This is a genomic window from Flavobacterium sp. DSR3-2 (assembly GCF_049896525.1).
Taxonomy (GTDB): domain Bacteria; phylum Bacteroidota; class Bacteroidia; order Flavobacteriales; family Flavobacteriaceae; genus Flavobacterium.
In genome coordinates, this window is record NZ_JAFCUM010000002.1 from 258558 (window position 1) to 275936 (window position 17379).

A 17379-nucleotide genomic window follows, 5' to 3' on the forward strand; every position below is an offset into this window, starting at 1 on the left:
ATGATATATAAAATATTTCCTGCTGTTTTGTTTTTGCTGTTTTCATTTTCTACTAGCAAACCAAATTCTTCTGAACCAAAAAACAGTAAATCTGCAACACACGCAGAAGTAATTACTTCTGGAAAATTAATGGCCTCAAGTATAGATGCAAAGGTTGAAATGGTTTACAGCAGCTTACATTCCGACAAATTTGCGTTACCAAAACTAGAAAGTTTTGCTGTTGCCTTGAAAGGATATTATTCTTTGAAAGAAAAAGGATTGATTAAGAAAGACATTTTAACTTTGGTCGATTTTAGTTTATCATCTAATACCAAAAGACTTTGGGTAATTGATTTAACTACGGGAAATGTATTGTTTCACTCTCTTGTTGCTCATGGAAGAAATACAGGCGAAGAATTCGCTAATAATTTTTCAAATGCAGCTGAATCTTTTAAAAGCAGTTTAGGATTTTATGCTACAGGTGAAATTTACAATGGCAAACACGGCACGTCACTTCGTTTAGATGGTTTAGAAAAAGGAGTAAATGACAATGCAAGAGCAAGAGGTGTAGTAATGCACGCGGCTGATTATGTTTCTAATTCGTTTATCAAAAATAACCACAGATTAGGAAGAAGCCAAGGCTGTCCTGCTGTTCCTACTGAATTATCCAAAGAGATTATCAGCGTTATAAAAGACAAATCATGTTTCTTTGTTTATCATCCTTCAAGAGTTTCTAATTTTGGAGCAAAATCAATTTCGTAATTTATCGTACAAAGCAGCATCAAGATTGTAAATGTCATCTCTGAAAATCAATTTATTGTTTTCGCTCCAAGCGGTCCAATACAATAAGTATAATGCGATTTCTTTTCGGATGTTAACAAATTTTGTTCTCTCGTTTTGTAACGTCTCTGTAATTTTTGCCAAATTCCAATTGACTTTGTCATCTAATATATATTCTGTTAATTCTAATGGATTGTCTACTCTTACGCAGCCAGAACTTAATGAACGGTCTATTTTGTCAAAATAATCCCTGTGATTCGTATCGTGTAAATAAACCGAAAAACGATTTGGAAAAATAATTTTTACCATGCCCAACGAATTGAAAGTACCCGGGCTTTGCACGTAGCGATACGTTATAGCTTGAGACGATTGCCATTCATCAGGACTTACAATTCTTCCATTACTATCGTAAACTTTAATATTTGATTGAGTCAAGTAGTTTCGGCTTTTTAGAATAGCAGGAATTACATCTTCTCTCAGGATGGTTGGCGGAACCGTCCAAGTTGGGTTAAAAACGACTTGTGTCAATTTAGAACTCAATACCGGTGTTTTTCTTTTTGCTCTTCCCACGATGACTCTGTGCGTTCTCAACGTATCGTTGTTGTTAACCAGTGTCAACTTGTAATCAGGAATATTAATGATTAAGTATTCCTTTCCCATTTGTTTTGGATACCATTTCCAGCGTTCCAGATTTACGAGAATTTGTTGTTTTCGTTGGTTTTTAGAAAAATTGAGAGATGCAATTGTTCCTGCTCCAATTTTTGCATCTGCGGCTAAACCGTGCCGACTTTGAAATTTTTTTAAGGCATTTACCGTTTCTTCATCGTAAATCGGGGAAAGGCTGTCTTTAGGTTGCAATTCTTTCCAATAAATTAATCTCTTCTTGATGGCAATTAGGGAAGGATTGGTGTCATTAGTCGTTATTATTTTTGTAAATTTTATCGGCTTGAAATCATCTTTTGGAAAAGTATTAATTTGTCGAAGTGCTTTTTTTAATCTTTTGTAAACAATATGATTGGGTTTCAGTTGTTCTATTGTGTAAGCCAAAGAATCGGTTTGAAGTAATAGGGCAACAGTTGCATTTAAGTCAATATAGTTTTCTTTCAAATCCCAGTTTTTGTATAATTTTCGGGGATTTAGTCTTCCATTAGTAAGATGTGAGATGTATTTTTGCAAACAGGAGGTCAATAAAATATCATATTTTACAATGTCTAAAGAGTCTAAAGTTGTTGCTCTTTTTTCAAAATCATATAATGTTTTTAGGTTGTAATCCTCCGGATTGAGTCCCTCTTCACTTGATTTGAGAAGCTCGGCTAAAACTATTTTCCTCTTTTTTTCTGATTGCCAAACCGTTCTGTAATTTGTGGAGCTATAAAAATCCTTTAGCACTTTGTTGTGCGACGAAATTACAACAGCAGAATCAATGTTAGTTGGTTTTCCTTCCGGTTGCACACGAGGTTTTACAATCTCTTTTTTCAAGATTACCTCACTTTTTAGTCCTTCTTTCTTGCAGCTTATAAAGATGCACAGTAACACAATCAGAAATAAATTATTCATCATTTATAGCTTTAAACATGACAATATGTTTCTCGACTCCTTGTATTTCAAAAGGCAGTCCTTTTGTTTGGTATTCCATTTTTGCACAAAAACAAATGGATTCCTTTGTGATATTGAGCCAGATTAAATCTGGTTTTTGTTTACTGTATTATTTTTCAGCATAAATAATCAGTTTTTCGCCGAAATTTTTTTTTAATGCTGTTTCAAAACGGATATTCCATGAATTTGTAATTGTTTTTCAATGGTAAACGAATCATTTTTTGATTCAAATAAGGAAATCACTTCCAAGAGATTGTCGGAGCCATAAAGTCCAGAATGAACGGTAGTTTTTAAAGTATTGCTATCAAAACGATAACTTTCTATGAGTTTTTCAGCCCAAAGAACAACATGTAGTGCCGGAAATGTCTTCAAAGCAATTATTTGTTTGATGTTTTTCATTGTTTTGTAAAAATATTTTTTGGGTATTATAAAGGTATAATATTTTCATATTAAATTCTTTATGATTTGTATCTCCTTAAATAAAAGAAACTCTGGGAGTGTGTTTGCGACTTTTTAAGAAAAAAACTTGCATTGAAGTAAACTTATTAATTATATTTGCACCGTTGTTAATGCGAAAGTAGCTCAGTTGGTAGAGCTCCAGCCTTCCAAGCTGGTTGTCGCGAGTTCGAGCCTCGTCTTTCGCTCTAAGTTTCAAGTTTTATTTTGAGATTTTATTTTATTGTTATAATGCGAAAGTAGCTCAGTTGGTAGAGCTCCAGCCTTCCAAGCTGGTTGTCGCGAGTTCGAGCCTCGTCTTTCGCTCCAAAAACCTCAAACTTTTGTTTGAGGTTTTTTATTTTAAGGTTGTGCGAGTCCCGAAGATTTGAAATATCCGCTTAAGAGATTGATATGGGAAGTCTCGGCTTTAACTCTTCAAAGCCGAAACTTAATTGTTTCGGCTTTTTTTATTTAATTTTTCAACATTACTTTATAAAGTTCAAATCAGTTCCCGTTTCTAATTCTTCAATTTCTTGATTTTGTCTAAAGAGTCTGGCGGTAAGATTGCCTTTCAAAATGATTTTATCTCCTTTTACGTCAAGCCAACTGCCTTCTCTCAAACCTAAAACCGGAACAGTATTAAAAGCATGATATTCCATAATTCGGGTTTCTCTGGTTTCGCCCATGTGTTTGGAACTGGTGTCGGGGTCTAAATAATGAGGATTTAAATTGAAAGGAATTAATCCCAGAGTTTTAAAACTTGGCGGATAAACAATGGGCATGTCGTTAGTAGTTTGCATTGTAAGTCCACAAATATTGCTTCCTGCGCTTGTTCCTAAATAAGGAGTGCCGTTTTTCACAACTTCCGAAAGGATTTCCATAACATTGTTCTTATGTAATTGCAATACGAGTACAAATGTGTTTCCGCCGCCCGTGAAAATTCCTTCTGCATTTTTTATTGCTTGTACGGCATCCTCAAATTCATGAATTCCGATTACTTTTTTATTTATTTTGGCGAAAGCTAAGCTTACCATTGTGGTATATTCCTCATGCGAAATACCGCCAGGTCTAGCGTAAGGAATAAAAAGAATCGTATTGCAGTTTTGAAAATGCAATTGCAATTCTGGTAATAAATACTCCAGATAATTCTCGTTTGCAAGTGTAGAGGTACTTGCGATTAGTATATTTTTCATTTTTGGTGGATAATTTGTGCAAAGGTATTAAATCGGTCTTTTTTATTTCAAATTTTTAATTAACATTTTTTTACCAACCCATTAATAATTAATTTGGAATGCATTAAGATACTTTTACGAGGTGTCAATAATGACTGTTTGAATGATGATTAGAATTGTGTATTTATTTTTGGCTTTTGCTGCGACGAACGTTCTGTCGCAAGAGGCCCCCCGAACGCAATTATACGGAAAAGTGACTGCTGATGTTTCGGTTTTGGAAGGTATTTATGTCATAAATAAAAAAACACAGAAGGCTTCTGTTACAAATCAAGAAGGTAATTTCTCAATTCAGGCAGCAGTGGGTGATACGTTGCTGTTTTCGGCATCGCAATTCAAGGAAACTAAGTTACTTTTGACTCAAGATCATTTTGCTCAAGGAATTCTGTATGTAAAAGTGACACCTTTAATGAATCAATTGCGTGAGGTGATTGTTCGAAATGGGATTAACGGCGTTTCATTAGGAATTGTTCCCAAAGGACAAAAAATATATACTCCAGCAGAACGAAAGTTGTATACTGCCACTCACCTCAATGCTAGTGCTAATGTGGGTAGCATGATGGGAGGATCTATTTCCGCAGATCCATTATTGAATTGGTTTTCGGGAAGAACGAAAATGTTGAAAAAAGAACTTGAAGTCGAGAAGAAAGAATCCTATTTGAGACAATTAGAGAATCTGTTTGCCACGGATTATTTTGTGAGTACATTAAAAATACCGGCGGAGTATGTCAAAGGATTTCAATACTATAGCATCGAAAATGAACGCTTTGTCACTGTTTTAAAATCTAAAAACGTTACAATGACTACTTTTTTGATAGTAGAATTAGCAACAAAGTATAAAGAAATAATTGCCAGTGAAAATTAAATATACGCTACAGTTTATAATCCTTTTATTGGTTCAAGTTACTTTTGGGCAGACCAATATCATAAAGGAAATTCGAGGAAAAATCACCGCAGATTCTGTTGCAGTGGATCGCATTACTATTGTAAATGTGTCAACAGAAAAAACAACGGTTTCAGATGTTAATGGCTTTTTTACAATTCCCGTAAAAGAAGGCGATGTTCTGGTTTTCACAGCCGTTAATTTAGAAGGTCTTCGCAGGAAAATTAACAAACAGGATATGCTGCAGGAAGTTATTTCGGTTTTGATGATTTCTAAAAGCATTGTTTTGAAAGAGGTTGTGGTCAATGAATCTGCTATTTCGGCCGAGAGTTTAGGCATTATTCCGTACGGTCAAAAAAAATACAGCGCTGCTGAAAGAAAATTATACACCGCAACTTCCGGTGGAGGAATCGATGGATTGCTGAACACTATTTCAGGACGAAAAGCCATGCTGAAAAAAGAAATTATAATTGAGAAGAAAGAACAGTTATTGGCGAGAATTGATGTGCTTTTTGAAGATAAATATTATACGGAAACATTAAGAATACCGGAGGATTATATCAAAGGATTCCAGTATTATTGTGTGGATGATGCTGCTTTTGCAAACGCACTACGAGATAAAAACAAGACACTGGTTATGTATTTAATTGTCAAACTTGCAGAAAATTATAACGAAATAATAGTCCTTGAAAATAATTAGCATTTTAACGGGAATGTTGTTATTACTGTGCCAGATTTCTTTGGGACAAACTCTCGATGAAAAGCTGCTGCAAGGAAAAATCAGCGTAGATTCTGTTGGCGTAAATGGAATTAATATCTTAAATTTAACAAACGGAAAAGCAACGCAAACAAATAGTTCTGGAGAATTTTTTATTTTGGCGAAAGCCAATGACATATTGGTCTTTACTGCTGTAAATCTTAAAAAGTATAGGAAAACAATTAGCTTTAGTGATTTTGAACTTGGGAAGATGTCAATTATTCTGGAGCCTAAAATTACAGAATTGAAGGAGGTAATTGTAAATAAAAATGAAATTAACGCGCTTTCATTGGGTGTTGTAACTAGAGATCCGGTGAAATATAGTCCTGCAGAACGAAGGTTGAGAACCGCTGGAGATTTCAAACCGATAGAATTATTGCAGCTTTTAGGTGGTTCGATGCCACTAGATCCGTTAATAAACAAGATCAATGGAAGAACGAAACGGCTTAAGAAATTAGTTATTTTGGAGAAAAAAGAAAACTTTATTAAATTGATTTCTGAATTGTTCAGTCAAGAATACTTTACGGTTCAACTTGGAATTGCAAATGATTACGTAAATGGGTTTAAATATTTCATCGTGGAAAATGAAAATTTTTTGAAAGTTTTAGAATCCAAAAATGAAGAAAGAACCTCGTTTTTTATGGTAGCTTTGGCGCAAGAATACAAAGACATACTAAACAATGAAAATTGACTGGAATAAAAAACACAAAACTTAAAACATCGAGATGACAACGACAATAAAAATTCTTTGTTTGCTTTTCTTTTGCCAACATTCTTTTGGGCAAAACGAAAACAGAAAGTCACTGCACGGTCAGTTTGTAAATGAATTAGCTTTGGTGGACAACGGTTATGTTTTTAATCTAAATTCGAAAACGAGAACTTTTATCAGCAATCAGGGTTTTTTTGACATTTTGGCTAAGGCCAAAGATACTTTGCTGGTTTCGAGCCCTTCTTTTAAATCCAAAAAAATAGTACTGCAGGGGAAAGATTTTTCTAAACCGTTGTTTGTGGTTGCTTTAGAAATGCAAACTACAGTTTTGAAAGAAGTAATTGTAAAAGGTAAAACGGATATAAAGCCAGCCATTGGCAATTCTCAAGAAATTGTAGAAATGCAATTTACTGACGATGCGAAATCTTCCCCGGTAAACAGAACCATGCCTTCGGACGGAACTATAGAAAATGGAATGGATTTTGTTAAAATATTTAAGATGGTTTCCAAAGTATTTAAAAAAGATTCGGCTGAACAAGCAGGATTGAATGCGCGAGTAGATTTTTCTGACGCAGTTTCCAAAGGTTTGGACCGCTATTTTTTTACCAATACTTTGAAGTTGAAAACTGAAGAAATTGGTCTTTTTCTGGATTATTGCGAAAACGATCCAAAATCAAAAAATCTTTTGAAAGAAGAAGATGAGTTTTTACTAATTGATTTTTTAATCACCAAGAACGAAGAATTTAAAAGAATTACTACTACACAAAAATGAAAAAAACAATCTTAATTACTTTTTTTGGGTTACTGTCTTTAACGTTAGCATCTTTTAATGTACATAAGTTTTATGTGGCATTGTATCAAGTGAATTACGCTCCGGAAAAGAAAATGCTTCAAATAACAGCTCGTATATTCGTTGATGATTTAAATAATGCCATTGGAAAAAAGTATGGTAAGAGAATTAATTTGGGTTCAGAAAATGAAACTATTGAAGATGTAACTCTTTTGAAAAAATACTTCAATGAAAAATTCTACATCAAGGTAAACGGTCAGGCAAAGCCCGTCAATTTTTTAAGTAAAGAGATGGAAGGCGATGTTCTCATCTGTTATTTCAGCATGAAAGAAATCCAAAAAATAAATGCGCTGCAAATCTATAATGCAGTAATTACCGAAGGTAATTCAGAGCAACAGAACATTATGCATTTTAATGTTTTGGGAGTCAAAAACACGTTACTTTTTACAGAGTCTTCGTCCAAGGAAGTGTTAAAATATTAATTAATTTAGATACATCTACTTAAAATTATTATTTTCACACATTGAAATAACCAGATTTCCAACTATGAAAAAATTATCTTTATTATTATTTTTCCCTGCATTATTGTTTGCACAGGAAAAAACGGCACCAGTCGCGCCAAAACCAGCCGGAAAGTACGACACCAATAAGTTTAGCCAAATGTATGATTTGTTAGCAACCCCTAATATGTTTCGTACCGCTTCAGGGGCACCAGGTCCAGCTTATTATCAACAACAAGCGGATTATAAAATCAACATTGAGCTTGACGACAAAAATTCTAGATTAAGCGGTTCCGAAACCGTTACCTATTACAATAATTCCCCGGACACTTTAGAATATTTATGGGTACAATTAGACCAAAATCAAGCTGCGAAAAACTCACAGACTCCATTGGCAGAAAGCCAAAGAATGGAACAGGTTTTTCCGGCAGGAAACTTTGCTAATAAATTTTTGAAACAAGAATTAGAGCGTGGATTCAACATCGAGTTTGTGAAAGATGCTAAAGGAAACTCATTGTCGTATACCATCAATCAAACGATGATGCGTATCAATTTGGCAGCGCCATTGAAACCTGGTGAAAAATTTTCTTTTGCAATCAAATGGTCTTACAACATCAATAATTACAGACAAGATGGTGGTCGTTCAGGATATGAACTATTCGAAAAAGACGGAAATAAGTTATATGTAATTGCTCAGTTCTATCCTAGAATGGCGGTTTATAATGATGTTGAAGGATGGCAGAATATGCAGTTCTGGGGAACGGGAGAATTTACATTGCCTTTTGGAAATTTTGATGTAAATATTACAGTGCCTGCGGACCACGTTATGGAAGCAACAGGAGAGCTGATGAATAGAAGTGAAGTGTTTACTCCGGAACAAGTGAAAAGATATGAATTAGCTATGAAATCTTACGATAATCCAGTTGTTATCGTAACACAAGCAGAAGCAGAAGCAACCGAAAAAGGATTTTCTGATAAGAAGAAAACATGGAGATTTAGCGCTAAAAACGTAAGGGACTTTGGAATTGCCACTTCCAGAAAATTTATTTATGATGCTATGGCAGTTAAATTAAGTGAGAAAACGGTAATGGCAATTTCAGTTTATCCTAAAGAGAGTAATCCTTTATGGGGAGAAACTTCAACGAGAACTGTAGCACATACGCTGAAAAGTTATTCTGCACATACATTTGATTATCCTTATCCAAAAGCGGTTTCAGTATCTGCGGAAGATCAAGGTATGGAATACCCAATGATTTGTTGGAATTACGGTCGTCCTGACGAAAAAGGAGTGACCAGCGAACGTATTAAAAACGGTATGATTGGAGTGGTGGTGCATGAAGTAGGACACAATTTTTTCCCTATGATTGTCAATTCTGATGAGCGTCAGTGGTCTTGGATGGATGAAGGATTGAATACCTTTATGCAATACATGGCCGAACAGGAAATGGGAACGAATTTCCCTTCCAGTCGTGGTCCTGCAAGCAAAATTGTTCCTTATATGAGTGGTGATCAAAATTTTTTAGAGCCTATTATGTCTAACTCTGAAACAATAGTTCAATTTGGTGCAAACGCTTATGGTAAGCCGGCAACAGGATTGAATATTCTTAGAGAAACAATCATGGGAAGAGAATTATTTGACCATGCTTTTAAAGTATACGCAAACCGATGGAAATTTAAGCATCCTACTCCGGAAGACTTTTTTAGGACCATGGAAGATGCATCAGCAATAGATTTAGACTGGTTTTTCAGAGGATGGTTTTACTCCACTGATTTTGTAGATATCGGAGTGAAAGAAGTAAAACAATATTACGTATCTGAGGCTGCAACTAAAGAATTAAAAGACGCTGTCGTAAGAAGAGGACGTTTTGGTCAGGAAAAAGGACCTTTCATATATTTAGTTCCTGGATCAAGCGAAGAATTATCCGCTAAAGATAAGAAAGCATTAGCGATTTCAGATGTAAATTTATTATCGGAGTATGTAAATAAAAACTTTACAGCTGATGAAAAAACAAAATTAAAATCGCCTAAATATTTCTATGAAGTAGAGTTCAACAAACCGGGAGGAATGTTGATGCCAATTATCGTTGAGTTAACTTATGATGATAATTCAAAAGAAACGTTCAAATATCCAGCTCAAATTTGGAGAAAAAACAATGATACCGCTAAGAAAGTTTACGCGACTGAAAAAGCTATCAAAAAAATCCAAGTAGATCCAAAGTTAGAAACGGCGGATATCGATGTGACTAATAATACGTGGCCAAAAGAAGAAGTAAAGTCCAAATTCGACTAGACAAACAAATATTGCAAAAAAAGACTCTGAAAAGAGTCTTTTTTTTTATGAAAAAATTAAAAGTCAAAGATTCAAAATTTAATATCTTTGTAGTAATCAAAAATAAAAAAATATGTTTGGCATAGGTGGAGGCGAATTAATTTTTATCATGTTTATAGTACTCATGCTTTTTGGGTCAGATAAAGTACCGGAAATTGCCCGAACTATGGGTAAAGCAATGGCACAACTGAAAAATGCTACAAATGATATCAAAAGTGAAATTCAAAAAGGAGCAGAGGCCAATGGATTTGATACAAAATCATTGAGCGATTTCAGAGGCAATATTACTTCAGAAATTAATAAAGCTAAGGACAATCTATTGGGTGATACGACGCAATTTAACGATATCACCGGAAATATTACCTCCGAAATTAATAAAGCTAAAGACAGTTTATTGGCAGATACTACCGCTCCGATTGAAACTGCGAAAGAAGAGACAGAAGACATTACAGGACCTATAAAACGTCAGGTGTAATGTTGAAAAATTTTCTTTCCTTGGATACGGAATTATTTGTGTTTTTAAATGGTTTAGGATCAAAGACCTATGACGGGCTTTGGTTACTTATTACCAAACAAAGCAATTGGATTCCACTATTTCTACTTTTGTTGTATGTTATTTTTAAAAAACTGGGAGCAAAACAAACGCTTTATTTACTATTGTTTGTAGCGGTATTAGTTACGTTTACAGATCAAACGACAAATTTGTTCAAAAACGGATTCCAACGTTTACGTCCTTGTAATAATCCAGAAATCAATTCGTATATACGCATCGTTCAAATCCGAAACTCATTTAGTTTTTTCTCGGGACATGCAGCAAACTCGATGGCAGTCGCGACATTTTTATATTTTAATTTTAAAGATAAAATCAAATTTTTCGGTTTTCTGTTTTTATGGCCGTTGATTTTTGCTTACAGCAGAATTTATCTGGGATTGCATTATCCATTAGACATTTTATCCGGCTATTTGTTTGGATTCATTTCTGGATTTTTGATTTTTATTGTATACAAAATAGCACAAGAAAGATATTTTCCGCAACCTATTAATTGGTAGGAGCAATTTCCTGCTGTCCGCTGTATCTTTTCTAGTCCTGAAAAAAGCTCAGGACTAGAAAAGGATGCCGCTTCCGTCAGGGCTAGCACATTTGTTATTAATAGAACTTTTTATATTAAAGAACTCTGCTTACCGTTAATCCATCGCGAATAGGTAGTAAAACGGTTTCTACGCGGGGATCCGTTGCTAATAATTGATTGTATTCCAGCAATATTTTTGTGCTCAAATCTTTAGGATTCAGTGGTTCCAAAACTTTTCCGCTCCACAGTACATTGTCCGATAAAATTATGCCGCCTTTATTCATTTTTGGAAGAATCAATTCAAAATAGTTGAGGTAATTTTCCTTATCGGCGTCAATAAAAACCAAATCAAATTTCAAGTCAAGCGCTGGAATGATGCCAACTGCTTCCCCTAAATGCTGAATGATTTGTTTCCCCCAAGGTGATTTGTCAAAATGTTTTCTTTGAAAATCAAGTAATTCTTCTTTGATGTCAATTGTATGCAACTGTCCGTTTTCCTGCATGCCTTCGCACAAACACAAAGCGGAATAACCAGTATATGTTCCAATTTCCAGAATATTAATCGGTCGAATCAATTTAGACAACATACTCAAAACCCGACCTTGAAAATGCCCACTCAACATTCGCGGCAGCAGAATTTTTTGGTAAGTTTCTTTGTTTAAAGCCGCCAGTAAAGCCGGTTCTTTTTCAGAATGTTGTTCGATATAATCTTCTAATTCTTGGGAAATGAAATGCATTATTTTAAACTTTTTTCAATTGAGAGCAAAGTTATCAAATTATCAAATCAACAAATCAACAAATTGTCATTAAATTTGCAGCATGGAAATTGAGAAAAAAGACATACGATCTTTATCAAAAGAACAACTACGCGATTTTTTTGTCGCTAATAATGATAAAGCCTTTCGGGGTAACCAAGTCTATGAATGGTTGTGGAGCAAGGGTGCACATAGTTTTAAGGACATGACAAATGTTTCTAAAGGAACACGTACCATGCTGGAAACACATTTTGTTATCAATCACATTAAAGTAGATACGATGCAGCGCAGTGAAGACGGAACCGTGAAAAATGCGGTACGTTTGCATGATGGTTTGGTAGTTGAGTCGGTTTTGATACCTACAAATACAAGAACTACAGCTTGTGTTTCCAGTCAAGTAGGTTGTAGTTTGGATTGTAATTTTTGCGCCACAGCGCGCTTAAAAAGAATGCGAAATCTGGAGCCGGCTGAAATTTACGACCAGGTAATTGCCATTGATAAAGAAAGCCGTTTGTATTACAATCATCCGTTGTCGAATATTGTTTTTATGGGAATGGGTGAGCCGCTTATGAATTACAACAATGTATTGAAGGCAATCGAAATGATTACGTCTCCGGAAGGTTTAGGGATGTCTCCCAAGAGAATTATGCTTTCAACGTCTGGAGTTCCCAAAATGATAAAAAAACTCGCAGATGATGACGTGAAATTTAAATTAGCAGTTTCATTACACTCAGCAATCGATGAAATACGTTCCCGAATAATGCCGTTTAGTGCTAATTTTCCTTTGGCAGATTTACGCGAATCACTAGAATATTGGTACCGAAAAACCAAAAGTAAAATTTCTTACGAATATGTCGTTTGGAAAGATATTAATGATAATAAGGCTTCAATCGATGCTTTGGTAAAGTTTTGTAAATACGTTCCTTGTAAAGTGAATCTGATCGAATACAATCCAATTGACGATGGAGAATTTCAGCAAGCTTCAGAAGAATCAATTAATGCATACATAAAAGCACTGGAAGCAAGCGGAATTGTGGTAAAAGTGCGAAGAAGCCGCGGAAAAGACATCGATGCAGCCTGTGGGCAACTTGCCAACAAAGAAGCATAAAAAGGTGTCCGCTAATTATGCAAATTCACAGCGATAATTATTGATTTGAATGGCGTATTTTTTTTAGCAATACAATTTCGTGGAATTCAACTTAAATAATCAATAGAATTTGGGTCAATTTAAGTAATTTGTAACTAAAAATTTTAAAAGCGAATGCTGTCAAATAGTTGCTGTTTTTTTATTTGGAAAGCAGTATATTTGAACTCAAATGAATATTACTTCACAAATAAAACAGCCCATCTTTGACGAAATGGAACTTTTTGAAAAAAAGTTCTACGAATCGATGACTTCACAAGTGGCTTTGTTAAATAGAATTACATATTATATCGTCAACAGAAAAGGAAAACAAATGCGTCCGATGTTCGTTTTTCTGACTGCTAAAATGGTTTCGGCTGGAATAGTAAATGAAAGGACCTATCGTGGAGCTTGCGTTATCGAGCTGATTCATACCGCCACATTAGTTCACGATGATGTTGTAGATGACAGTAATCGCAGAAGAGGTTTTTTCTCCCTTAATGCACTTTGGAAAAATAAAATTGCTGTTTTGGTTGGTGATTATTTATTGTCCAAGGGATTATTACTTTCTATCGATAATGGAGATTTCGATTTGCTTCGAATTATTTCTGTCGCGGTTCGTGAAATGAGCGAAGGCGAATTACTTCAAATTGAAAAAGCAAGAAGACTTGACATCACAGAGGATATTTATTATGAAATTATTCGACAAAAGACAGCGACACTTATTGCTGCTTGTTGTGCTCTAGGGGCAAGATCCGTTATCGAGGATGAAATTCAGGTAGAAAACATGCGGAAATTTGGAGAACTCATTGGCATGGCTTTCCAGATAAAAGATGATTTATTCGATTACACCGATGAAGCTATTGGTAAACCAACAGGAATTGATATCAAAGAACAAAAGATGACTTTACCGCTCATTTATGTTTTGAATACATGTACTTCAAAAGAGAAAACATGGCTTATCAATTCCATTAAAAACCATAATAAAGATAAAAAACGCGTCAAAGAAGTTATTGCTTTTGTAAAAAACAATAAGGGTTTGCTTTATGCGGAACAAAAAATGGTTGAATTTCAGCAAGAAGCACTTTTATTGCTGGATAATTATCCAAATTCAGAGTTTAAAGACGCATTAATTTTGATGGTTAATTACGTCATTGAAAGAAAAAAGTAATTTTTTTTTAGAATATTTTCTCTCGTTACCGATGGCTTTCATTGACTTTTTTTATATTCCAACTTTAAAATCAAAAAAATTTATAGATCAGATGCAACCTTTTTGCATTGTCAATCGTCTATGTTAATAGAGATGAGGTTCAATTTCAAGAATCTATTGCAATAGCAATGAGAGATATTGAAATTGAAATTGATTTTTGCCATTGAAATTATTTATGAAAGTAATCAACTTACATCACGGGGAAAATGAATTAATCCAGTTGGCTGTCGAAAACAATCGACAGGCGCAACAGCAGATTTATACCCAATTTTCTCCAAAAATGTTAAGCGTTTGCCGCCAATACATAAAAGACATTCATCAGGCCGAAGATATCATGATTACAGCTTTTATGAAAGCGTTTACGAATTTGAAGAATTTTCAGTTTAAAGGAAGTTTCGAAGGTTGGATTAGGAGAATCATGGTAAATGAATGTATTTCTTTTATCCGAGTTGAAAAAAAACTGAAATATAGTGAAGATGAAACCGATTTTGAAGAAAGCTGCAACAACATCGAAAGCCAATTTTCAATAGACGATATTCAATTTATGATTGATAGTTTGCCGGATGGCTATAAAATGGTTTTTAATTTATATGCTATTGAGGGATACAAACATCACGAAATTGCAACTATGTTGGGGATTAAGGAAGGAACATCCAAATCGCAATTATCACATGCAAGGAAAATGCTGCAAGGGCAGATTAGTAAAATGAAAAATTATGAGTATGGAACTGAATAATTTAGAAACACAGTTCAAGGAGCAATTAAATTCTAGGGAAATCAAACCATCAGAAATGGCTTGGAGTAAACTGGATGAGCTGCTTACGGTGGCTGAAAAACCAAAAGCGAAATTTCATTGGTTGTTTATGGCGGCAAGTTTTGTTGGATTTTTATTGATAGGAGCAGTTTTTTTTAATAATTCTGAAACTGTAAAAATAAGTACGGATACTCGGGTAGTTTTGGAACAAAAAAAAGAGGTCAGGAATTTAAATGAGCCAGAAATAATCAATGAAGCAGTTTTGCCTGGCCAAATTAAAAAAACAACAGTGCAGGAACATGAAGTTGTTGCCAACAATACTATTTTAAAAAAGTCTCCAAAACAACTTAATACTAAAGAGGAGGAGGTTTCAATCATCAATCCAACAAAAGAGAATAACGACATAGTTAATACTTCTGAAAACAAGAATTTTCCATCAACAAGAGGCAATAGATACGTTTCAGCAGAAAAATTATTGGCAGAAGTTAGCAATACTAAATTTGAACCAAAAGTTGCCGATAGATCAATTGAAAAAACTAGAAAAGCTATTTCAATAAATCCAAACAGTTTATTGTCAAATGCTGAAACAGAATTAAATCAATCTTTTAGGGAATCAGCATTGGACAAATTCAACAAAAATTTTAATGCCATAAAAACAGTTTTAGTCAATAGAAATTACGAAGAATAAATATAAATCAATCATCAATCAAAAAACGAAAATTATGCGGAAAATTATTTTAATCACAGTACTACTTTTATCTGCCTTTTTAACAAAAGTAAATGCGCAAGAAAAAGGCAATTATAAAAATATTCTAGACTGGACTTATTGGGAACCTGCGTCACCAAATTATGAAAGGAGTTTTGAAAAGAACCCCGAATTCAAAGAAGAAAATATTTTAACCATTAAATCGATTAAAAACAAAATCAATGGTTTTGGTACAATCATGAAAACAATAAAACCAGACTTATACTTAGGGAAAACGGTAAAAATGTCAGGATATTTAAAATGTGAAAATATTAAATCTTGGGCTGGTTTATGGATGCGTGTGGATTACTATGATGTGGCTGTTTTGGCTTTTGATAACATGCGCAAAAATCCCATAAAAGGCACAAAAGATTGGGCTAAATATGAAATTGTATTGCACGTACCAGCAGATGCAACTTCTGTTTCATACGGAGTTTTATTAGATGAAACAGGTCAGGTTTGGTTTAAAGATATTGTTTTAGAACTAGTTGATGAAACTACACCTGAAACGGGATTTACTAAAGGAAGAGATCATAAATCAATTCCATTTGAGACCCAAGCAAAAGCAATTGCCAATCAAATTAAAACAATAACGGACACTCAGAAAAATGCTTTAAAAACTGAAATAGATGCTTTAGATAAAGAAGTTGCAAAAGGAATAATTTCTAAAGAAAAAGTAGAAGAACTCAAATTGAAAAAAGCGGAAGAACGCGCCGCTAATATTGAAACAAAAGTCGCTATTGAAGAGGGAAAATTAAATCAATTAATTCAAGATAAAGTTGATGGAAAGTTTGATGAAGAAAATGGAAATAGTAGTGGTAGTACAAGTTTCATTATAGGAAGTAGTACTGATTCCATTGGGAAGAATAAAAGAGAAATCAATATTACATCCATGAAAGTTTACAACGGCCAAAGAGACAAAGAAGACCGACAATCAAAACGAACTACAAGTCAGGTAGTTTTTGCTACAGGATTGAATAATGTGGTGACTAATAAAAGTGTCGAAAAATCAGATTTCAGGTATTTAGGTTCTGATTTTTCTGAAATAGGCGTTTCTTATAATAGCAGAATCGCAAAAAACAACAATTTACTTCATGCTAAATATGGCTTGTCCCTAATGTACAATAATCTTCGTCCTACTGATAATCGTAGTTTTGTAATCAATGGGAAAGAGACTAATCTGGTTATTAATTCTATTGATATTACAGATTCTCGTTTCAGAAATGTATATTTAGTGGCGCCAATTCATTTAGAGTTTGATTTTTCGGGTAAAAAAATGAAAGACAATATACCATTTTTCAGAACGCATCAAAGTGTTCGTTTTGGTATCGGTGGTTATGCAGGAATCAATTTGAAGTCAAAGCAAATTATAAAGTATGATGACAATGATTTGAAAGCTACTGAAAGAACTAAAGGGGATTTTAATGCCAGTAATTTTATTTATGGTTTGAGTTCTTATATTGGATATAGATCGACCAGTTTGTACTTGAAATATGATTTGAATCCTTTGTTTAAAGAGAATTTGGTAAAGCAAAACAACGTTTCGTTAGGACTGCGTTTTGATTTCAATTAGAAATTGTTTTAGTTCGTTTTATACTTATAAAGCACTTTGAAAGAAGTGCTTTTTTTTGTTTTAGGTACTCAAGCATTAGCCATTTTGCAAATAATCTGCCAGCGAATTGTGTATCGGAGAAATTAAAGTGATTGTAGTGCCTTGGTTTTTCTTATTTTA

General features: G+C 34.1%; 18 protein-coding genes and 2 tRNA genes. 16 read left to right on the top strand and 4 right to left on the bottom strand.

The window, feature by feature from the left end; genetic code table 11:
- Positions 1–741 carry a murein L,D-transpeptidase catalytic domain family protein gene (locus tag ACP7AV_RS04670; RefSeq protein WP_426090957.1) on the top strand — a complete coding sequence of 247 codons (741 nt, stop codon included), beginning with the start codon at positions 1–3 and terminating at the stop codon, positions 739–741.
- Here the strand turns inward: ACP7AV_RS04670 and ACP7AV_RS04675 are convergent.
- Complete coding sequence (locus ACP7AV_RS04675) at positions 730–2319, bottom strand: L,D-transpeptidase family protein (RefSeq protein WP_426090958.1); 1590 nt, start codon at positions 2317–2319, stop codon at positions 730–732. The two genes, ACP7AV_RS04670 and ACP7AV_RS04675, sit on opposite strands and share 12 nt — an antisense overlap.
- Before the next feature lie 189 nt (positions 2320–2508).
- The gene (locus ACP7AV_RS04680; RefSeq protein WP_426090959.1) at positions 2509–2754 is read right to left on the bottom strand and encodes a hypothetical protein; all 246 of its coding nucleotides are present in this window, start codon (positions 2752–2754) and stop codon (positions 2509–2511) included.
- A 172-nt stretch (positions 2755–2926) separates the two neighbouring features.
- On the opposite strand from ACP7AV_RS04680, the gene ACP7AV_RS04685 reads away from it, so the two are divergent.
- Positions 2927–2999 (top strand) — tRNA-Gly (locus ACP7AV_RS04685).
- Between the two features lie 45 nt (positions 3000–3044).
- Positions 3045–3120: transfer RNA gene (locus tag ACP7AV_RS04690), tRNA-Gly, on the top strand.
- 158 nt (positions 3121–3278) lie between these two features.
- Here ACP7AV_RS04690 and pepE read toward each other — a convergent pair.
- Positions 3279–3986, bottom strand: coding sequence for a dipeptidase PepE (gene pepE / locus ACP7AV_RS04695; protein WP_426090960.1), 708 nt, complete (start codon positions 3984–3986; stop codon positions 3279–3281).
- A gap of 142 nt (positions 3987–4128) precedes the next feature.
- Here pepE and ACP7AV_RS04700 point away from each other — a divergent pair, with 142 nt between their 5' ends.
- The 8 genes from ACP7AV_RS04700 to ACP7AV_RS04735 all read left to right on the top strand — a co-directional run bounded on the left by ACP7AV_RS04700 (position 4129) and on the right by ACP7AV_RS04735 (position 11040).
- Positions 4129–4887, top strand: coding sequence for a hypothetical protein (locus ACP7AV_RS04700; protein ID WP_426090961.1), 759 nt, complete (start codon positions 4129–4131; stop codon positions 4885–4887).
- Positions 4877–5605, top strand: a complete 729-nt coding sequence (locus ACP7AV_RS04705) for a hypothetical protein (RefSeq protein WP_426090962.1) — start codon at positions 4877–4879, stop codon at positions 5603–5605. The genes ACP7AV_RS04700 and ACP7AV_RS04705 overlap by 11 nt, the downstream gene beginning before the upstream one ends.
- Positions 5592–6353, top strand: coding sequence for a hypothetical protein (locus tag ACP7AV_RS04710; RefSeq protein ID WP_426090963.1), 762 nt, complete (start codon positions 5592–5594; stop codon positions 6351–6353). The genes ACP7AV_RS04705 and ACP7AV_RS04710 overlap by 14 nt, the downstream gene beginning before the upstream one ends.
- Positions 6354–6387: 34 nt before the next feature.
- Positions 6388–7143, top strand: a complete 756-nt coding sequence (locus tag ACP7AV_RS04715) for a hypothetical protein (protein ID WP_426090964.1) — start codon at positions 6388–6390, stop codon at positions 7141–7143.
- The gene (locus tag ACP7AV_RS04720; protein ID WP_426090966.1) at positions 7140–7643 is read left to right on the top strand and encodes a DUF6702 family protein; all 504 of its coding nucleotides are present in this window, start codon (positions 7140–7142) and stop codon (positions 7641–7643) included. The genes ACP7AV_RS04715 and ACP7AV_RS04720 overlap by 4 nt, the downstream gene beginning before the upstream one ends.
- 64 nt (positions 7644–7707) lie before the next feature.
- Positions 7708–9951, top strand: coding sequence for a M1 family metallopeptidase (locus ACP7AV_RS04725; RefSeq protein ID WP_426090967.1), 2244 nt, complete (start codon positions 7708–7710; stop codon positions 9949–9951).
- Between the two features lie 112 nt (positions 9952–10063).
- Positions 10064–10465: a Sec-independent protein translocase subunit TatA/TatB gene (locus tag ACP7AV_RS04730; RefSeq protein ID WP_426090968.1), complete on the top strand. Its 402-nt coding sequence runs from the start codon at positions 10064–10066 to the stop codon at positions 10463–10465.
- A complete protein-coding gene (locus tag ACP7AV_RS04735) occupies positions 10465–11040 on the top strand; it encodes a phosphatase PAP2 family protein (protein WP_426090969.1) in 576 nt (191 codons plus the stop codon). Before ACP7AV_RS04730 ends, ACP7AV_RS04735 begins: the two co-directional genes overlap by 1 nt.
- A 115-nt stretch (positions 11041–11155) precedes the next feature.
- Here ACP7AV_RS04735 and ACP7AV_RS04740 read toward each other — a convergent pair whose 3' ends face one another.
- Entirely contained in the window at positions 11156–11797 is a 642-nt protein-coding gene (locus ACP7AV_RS04740; RefSeq protein WP_426090970.1) for an O-methyltransferase, read from the bottom strand.
- A gap of 82 nt (positions 11798–11879) precedes the next feature.
- Between ACP7AV_RS04740 and rlmN the strand changes: the two genes are divergently transcribed.
- The 5 genes from rlmN (at position 11880) to ACP7AV_RS04765 (ending at position 17220) form a co-directional block, all read left to right on the top strand.
- Complete coding sequence (gene rlmN / locus ACP7AV_RS04745) at positions 11880–12923, top strand: 23S rRNA (adenine(2503)-C(2))-methyltransferase RlmN (RefSeq protein ID WP_426090971.1); 1044 nt, start codon at positions 11880–11882, stop codon at positions 12921–12923.
- Between the two features lie 208 nt (positions 12924–13131).
- Positions 13132–14109 (top strand): polyprenyl synthetase family protein, encoded by a 978-nt coding sequence (locus ACP7AV_RS04750; protein ID WP_426090972.1) that lies wholly within the window; start codon positions 13132–13134, stop codon positions 14107–14109.
- A 214-nt stretch (positions 14110–14323) separates the two neighbouring features.
- Positions 14324–14884: an RNA polymerase sigma factor gene (locus tag ACP7AV_RS04755; RefSeq protein WP_426090973.1), complete on the top strand. Its 561-nt coding sequence runs from the start codon at positions 14324–14326 to the stop codon at positions 14882–14884.
- Positions 14865–15590, top strand: coding sequence for a hypothetical protein (locus ACP7AV_RS04760; protein ID WP_426090974.1), 726 nt, complete (start codon positions 14865–14867; stop codon positions 15588–15590). Before ACP7AV_RS04755 ends, ACP7AV_RS04760 begins: the two co-directional genes overlap by 20 nt.
- A gap of 34 nt (positions 15591–15624) precedes the next feature.
- The gene (locus tag ACP7AV_RS04765; protein WP_426090975.1) at positions 15625–17220 is read left to right on the top strand and encodes a coiled-coil domain-containing protein; all 1596 of its coding nucleotides are present in this window, start codon (positions 15625–15627) and stop codon (positions 17218–17220) included.
- Positions 17221–17379 lie beyond the last annotated feature (159 nt).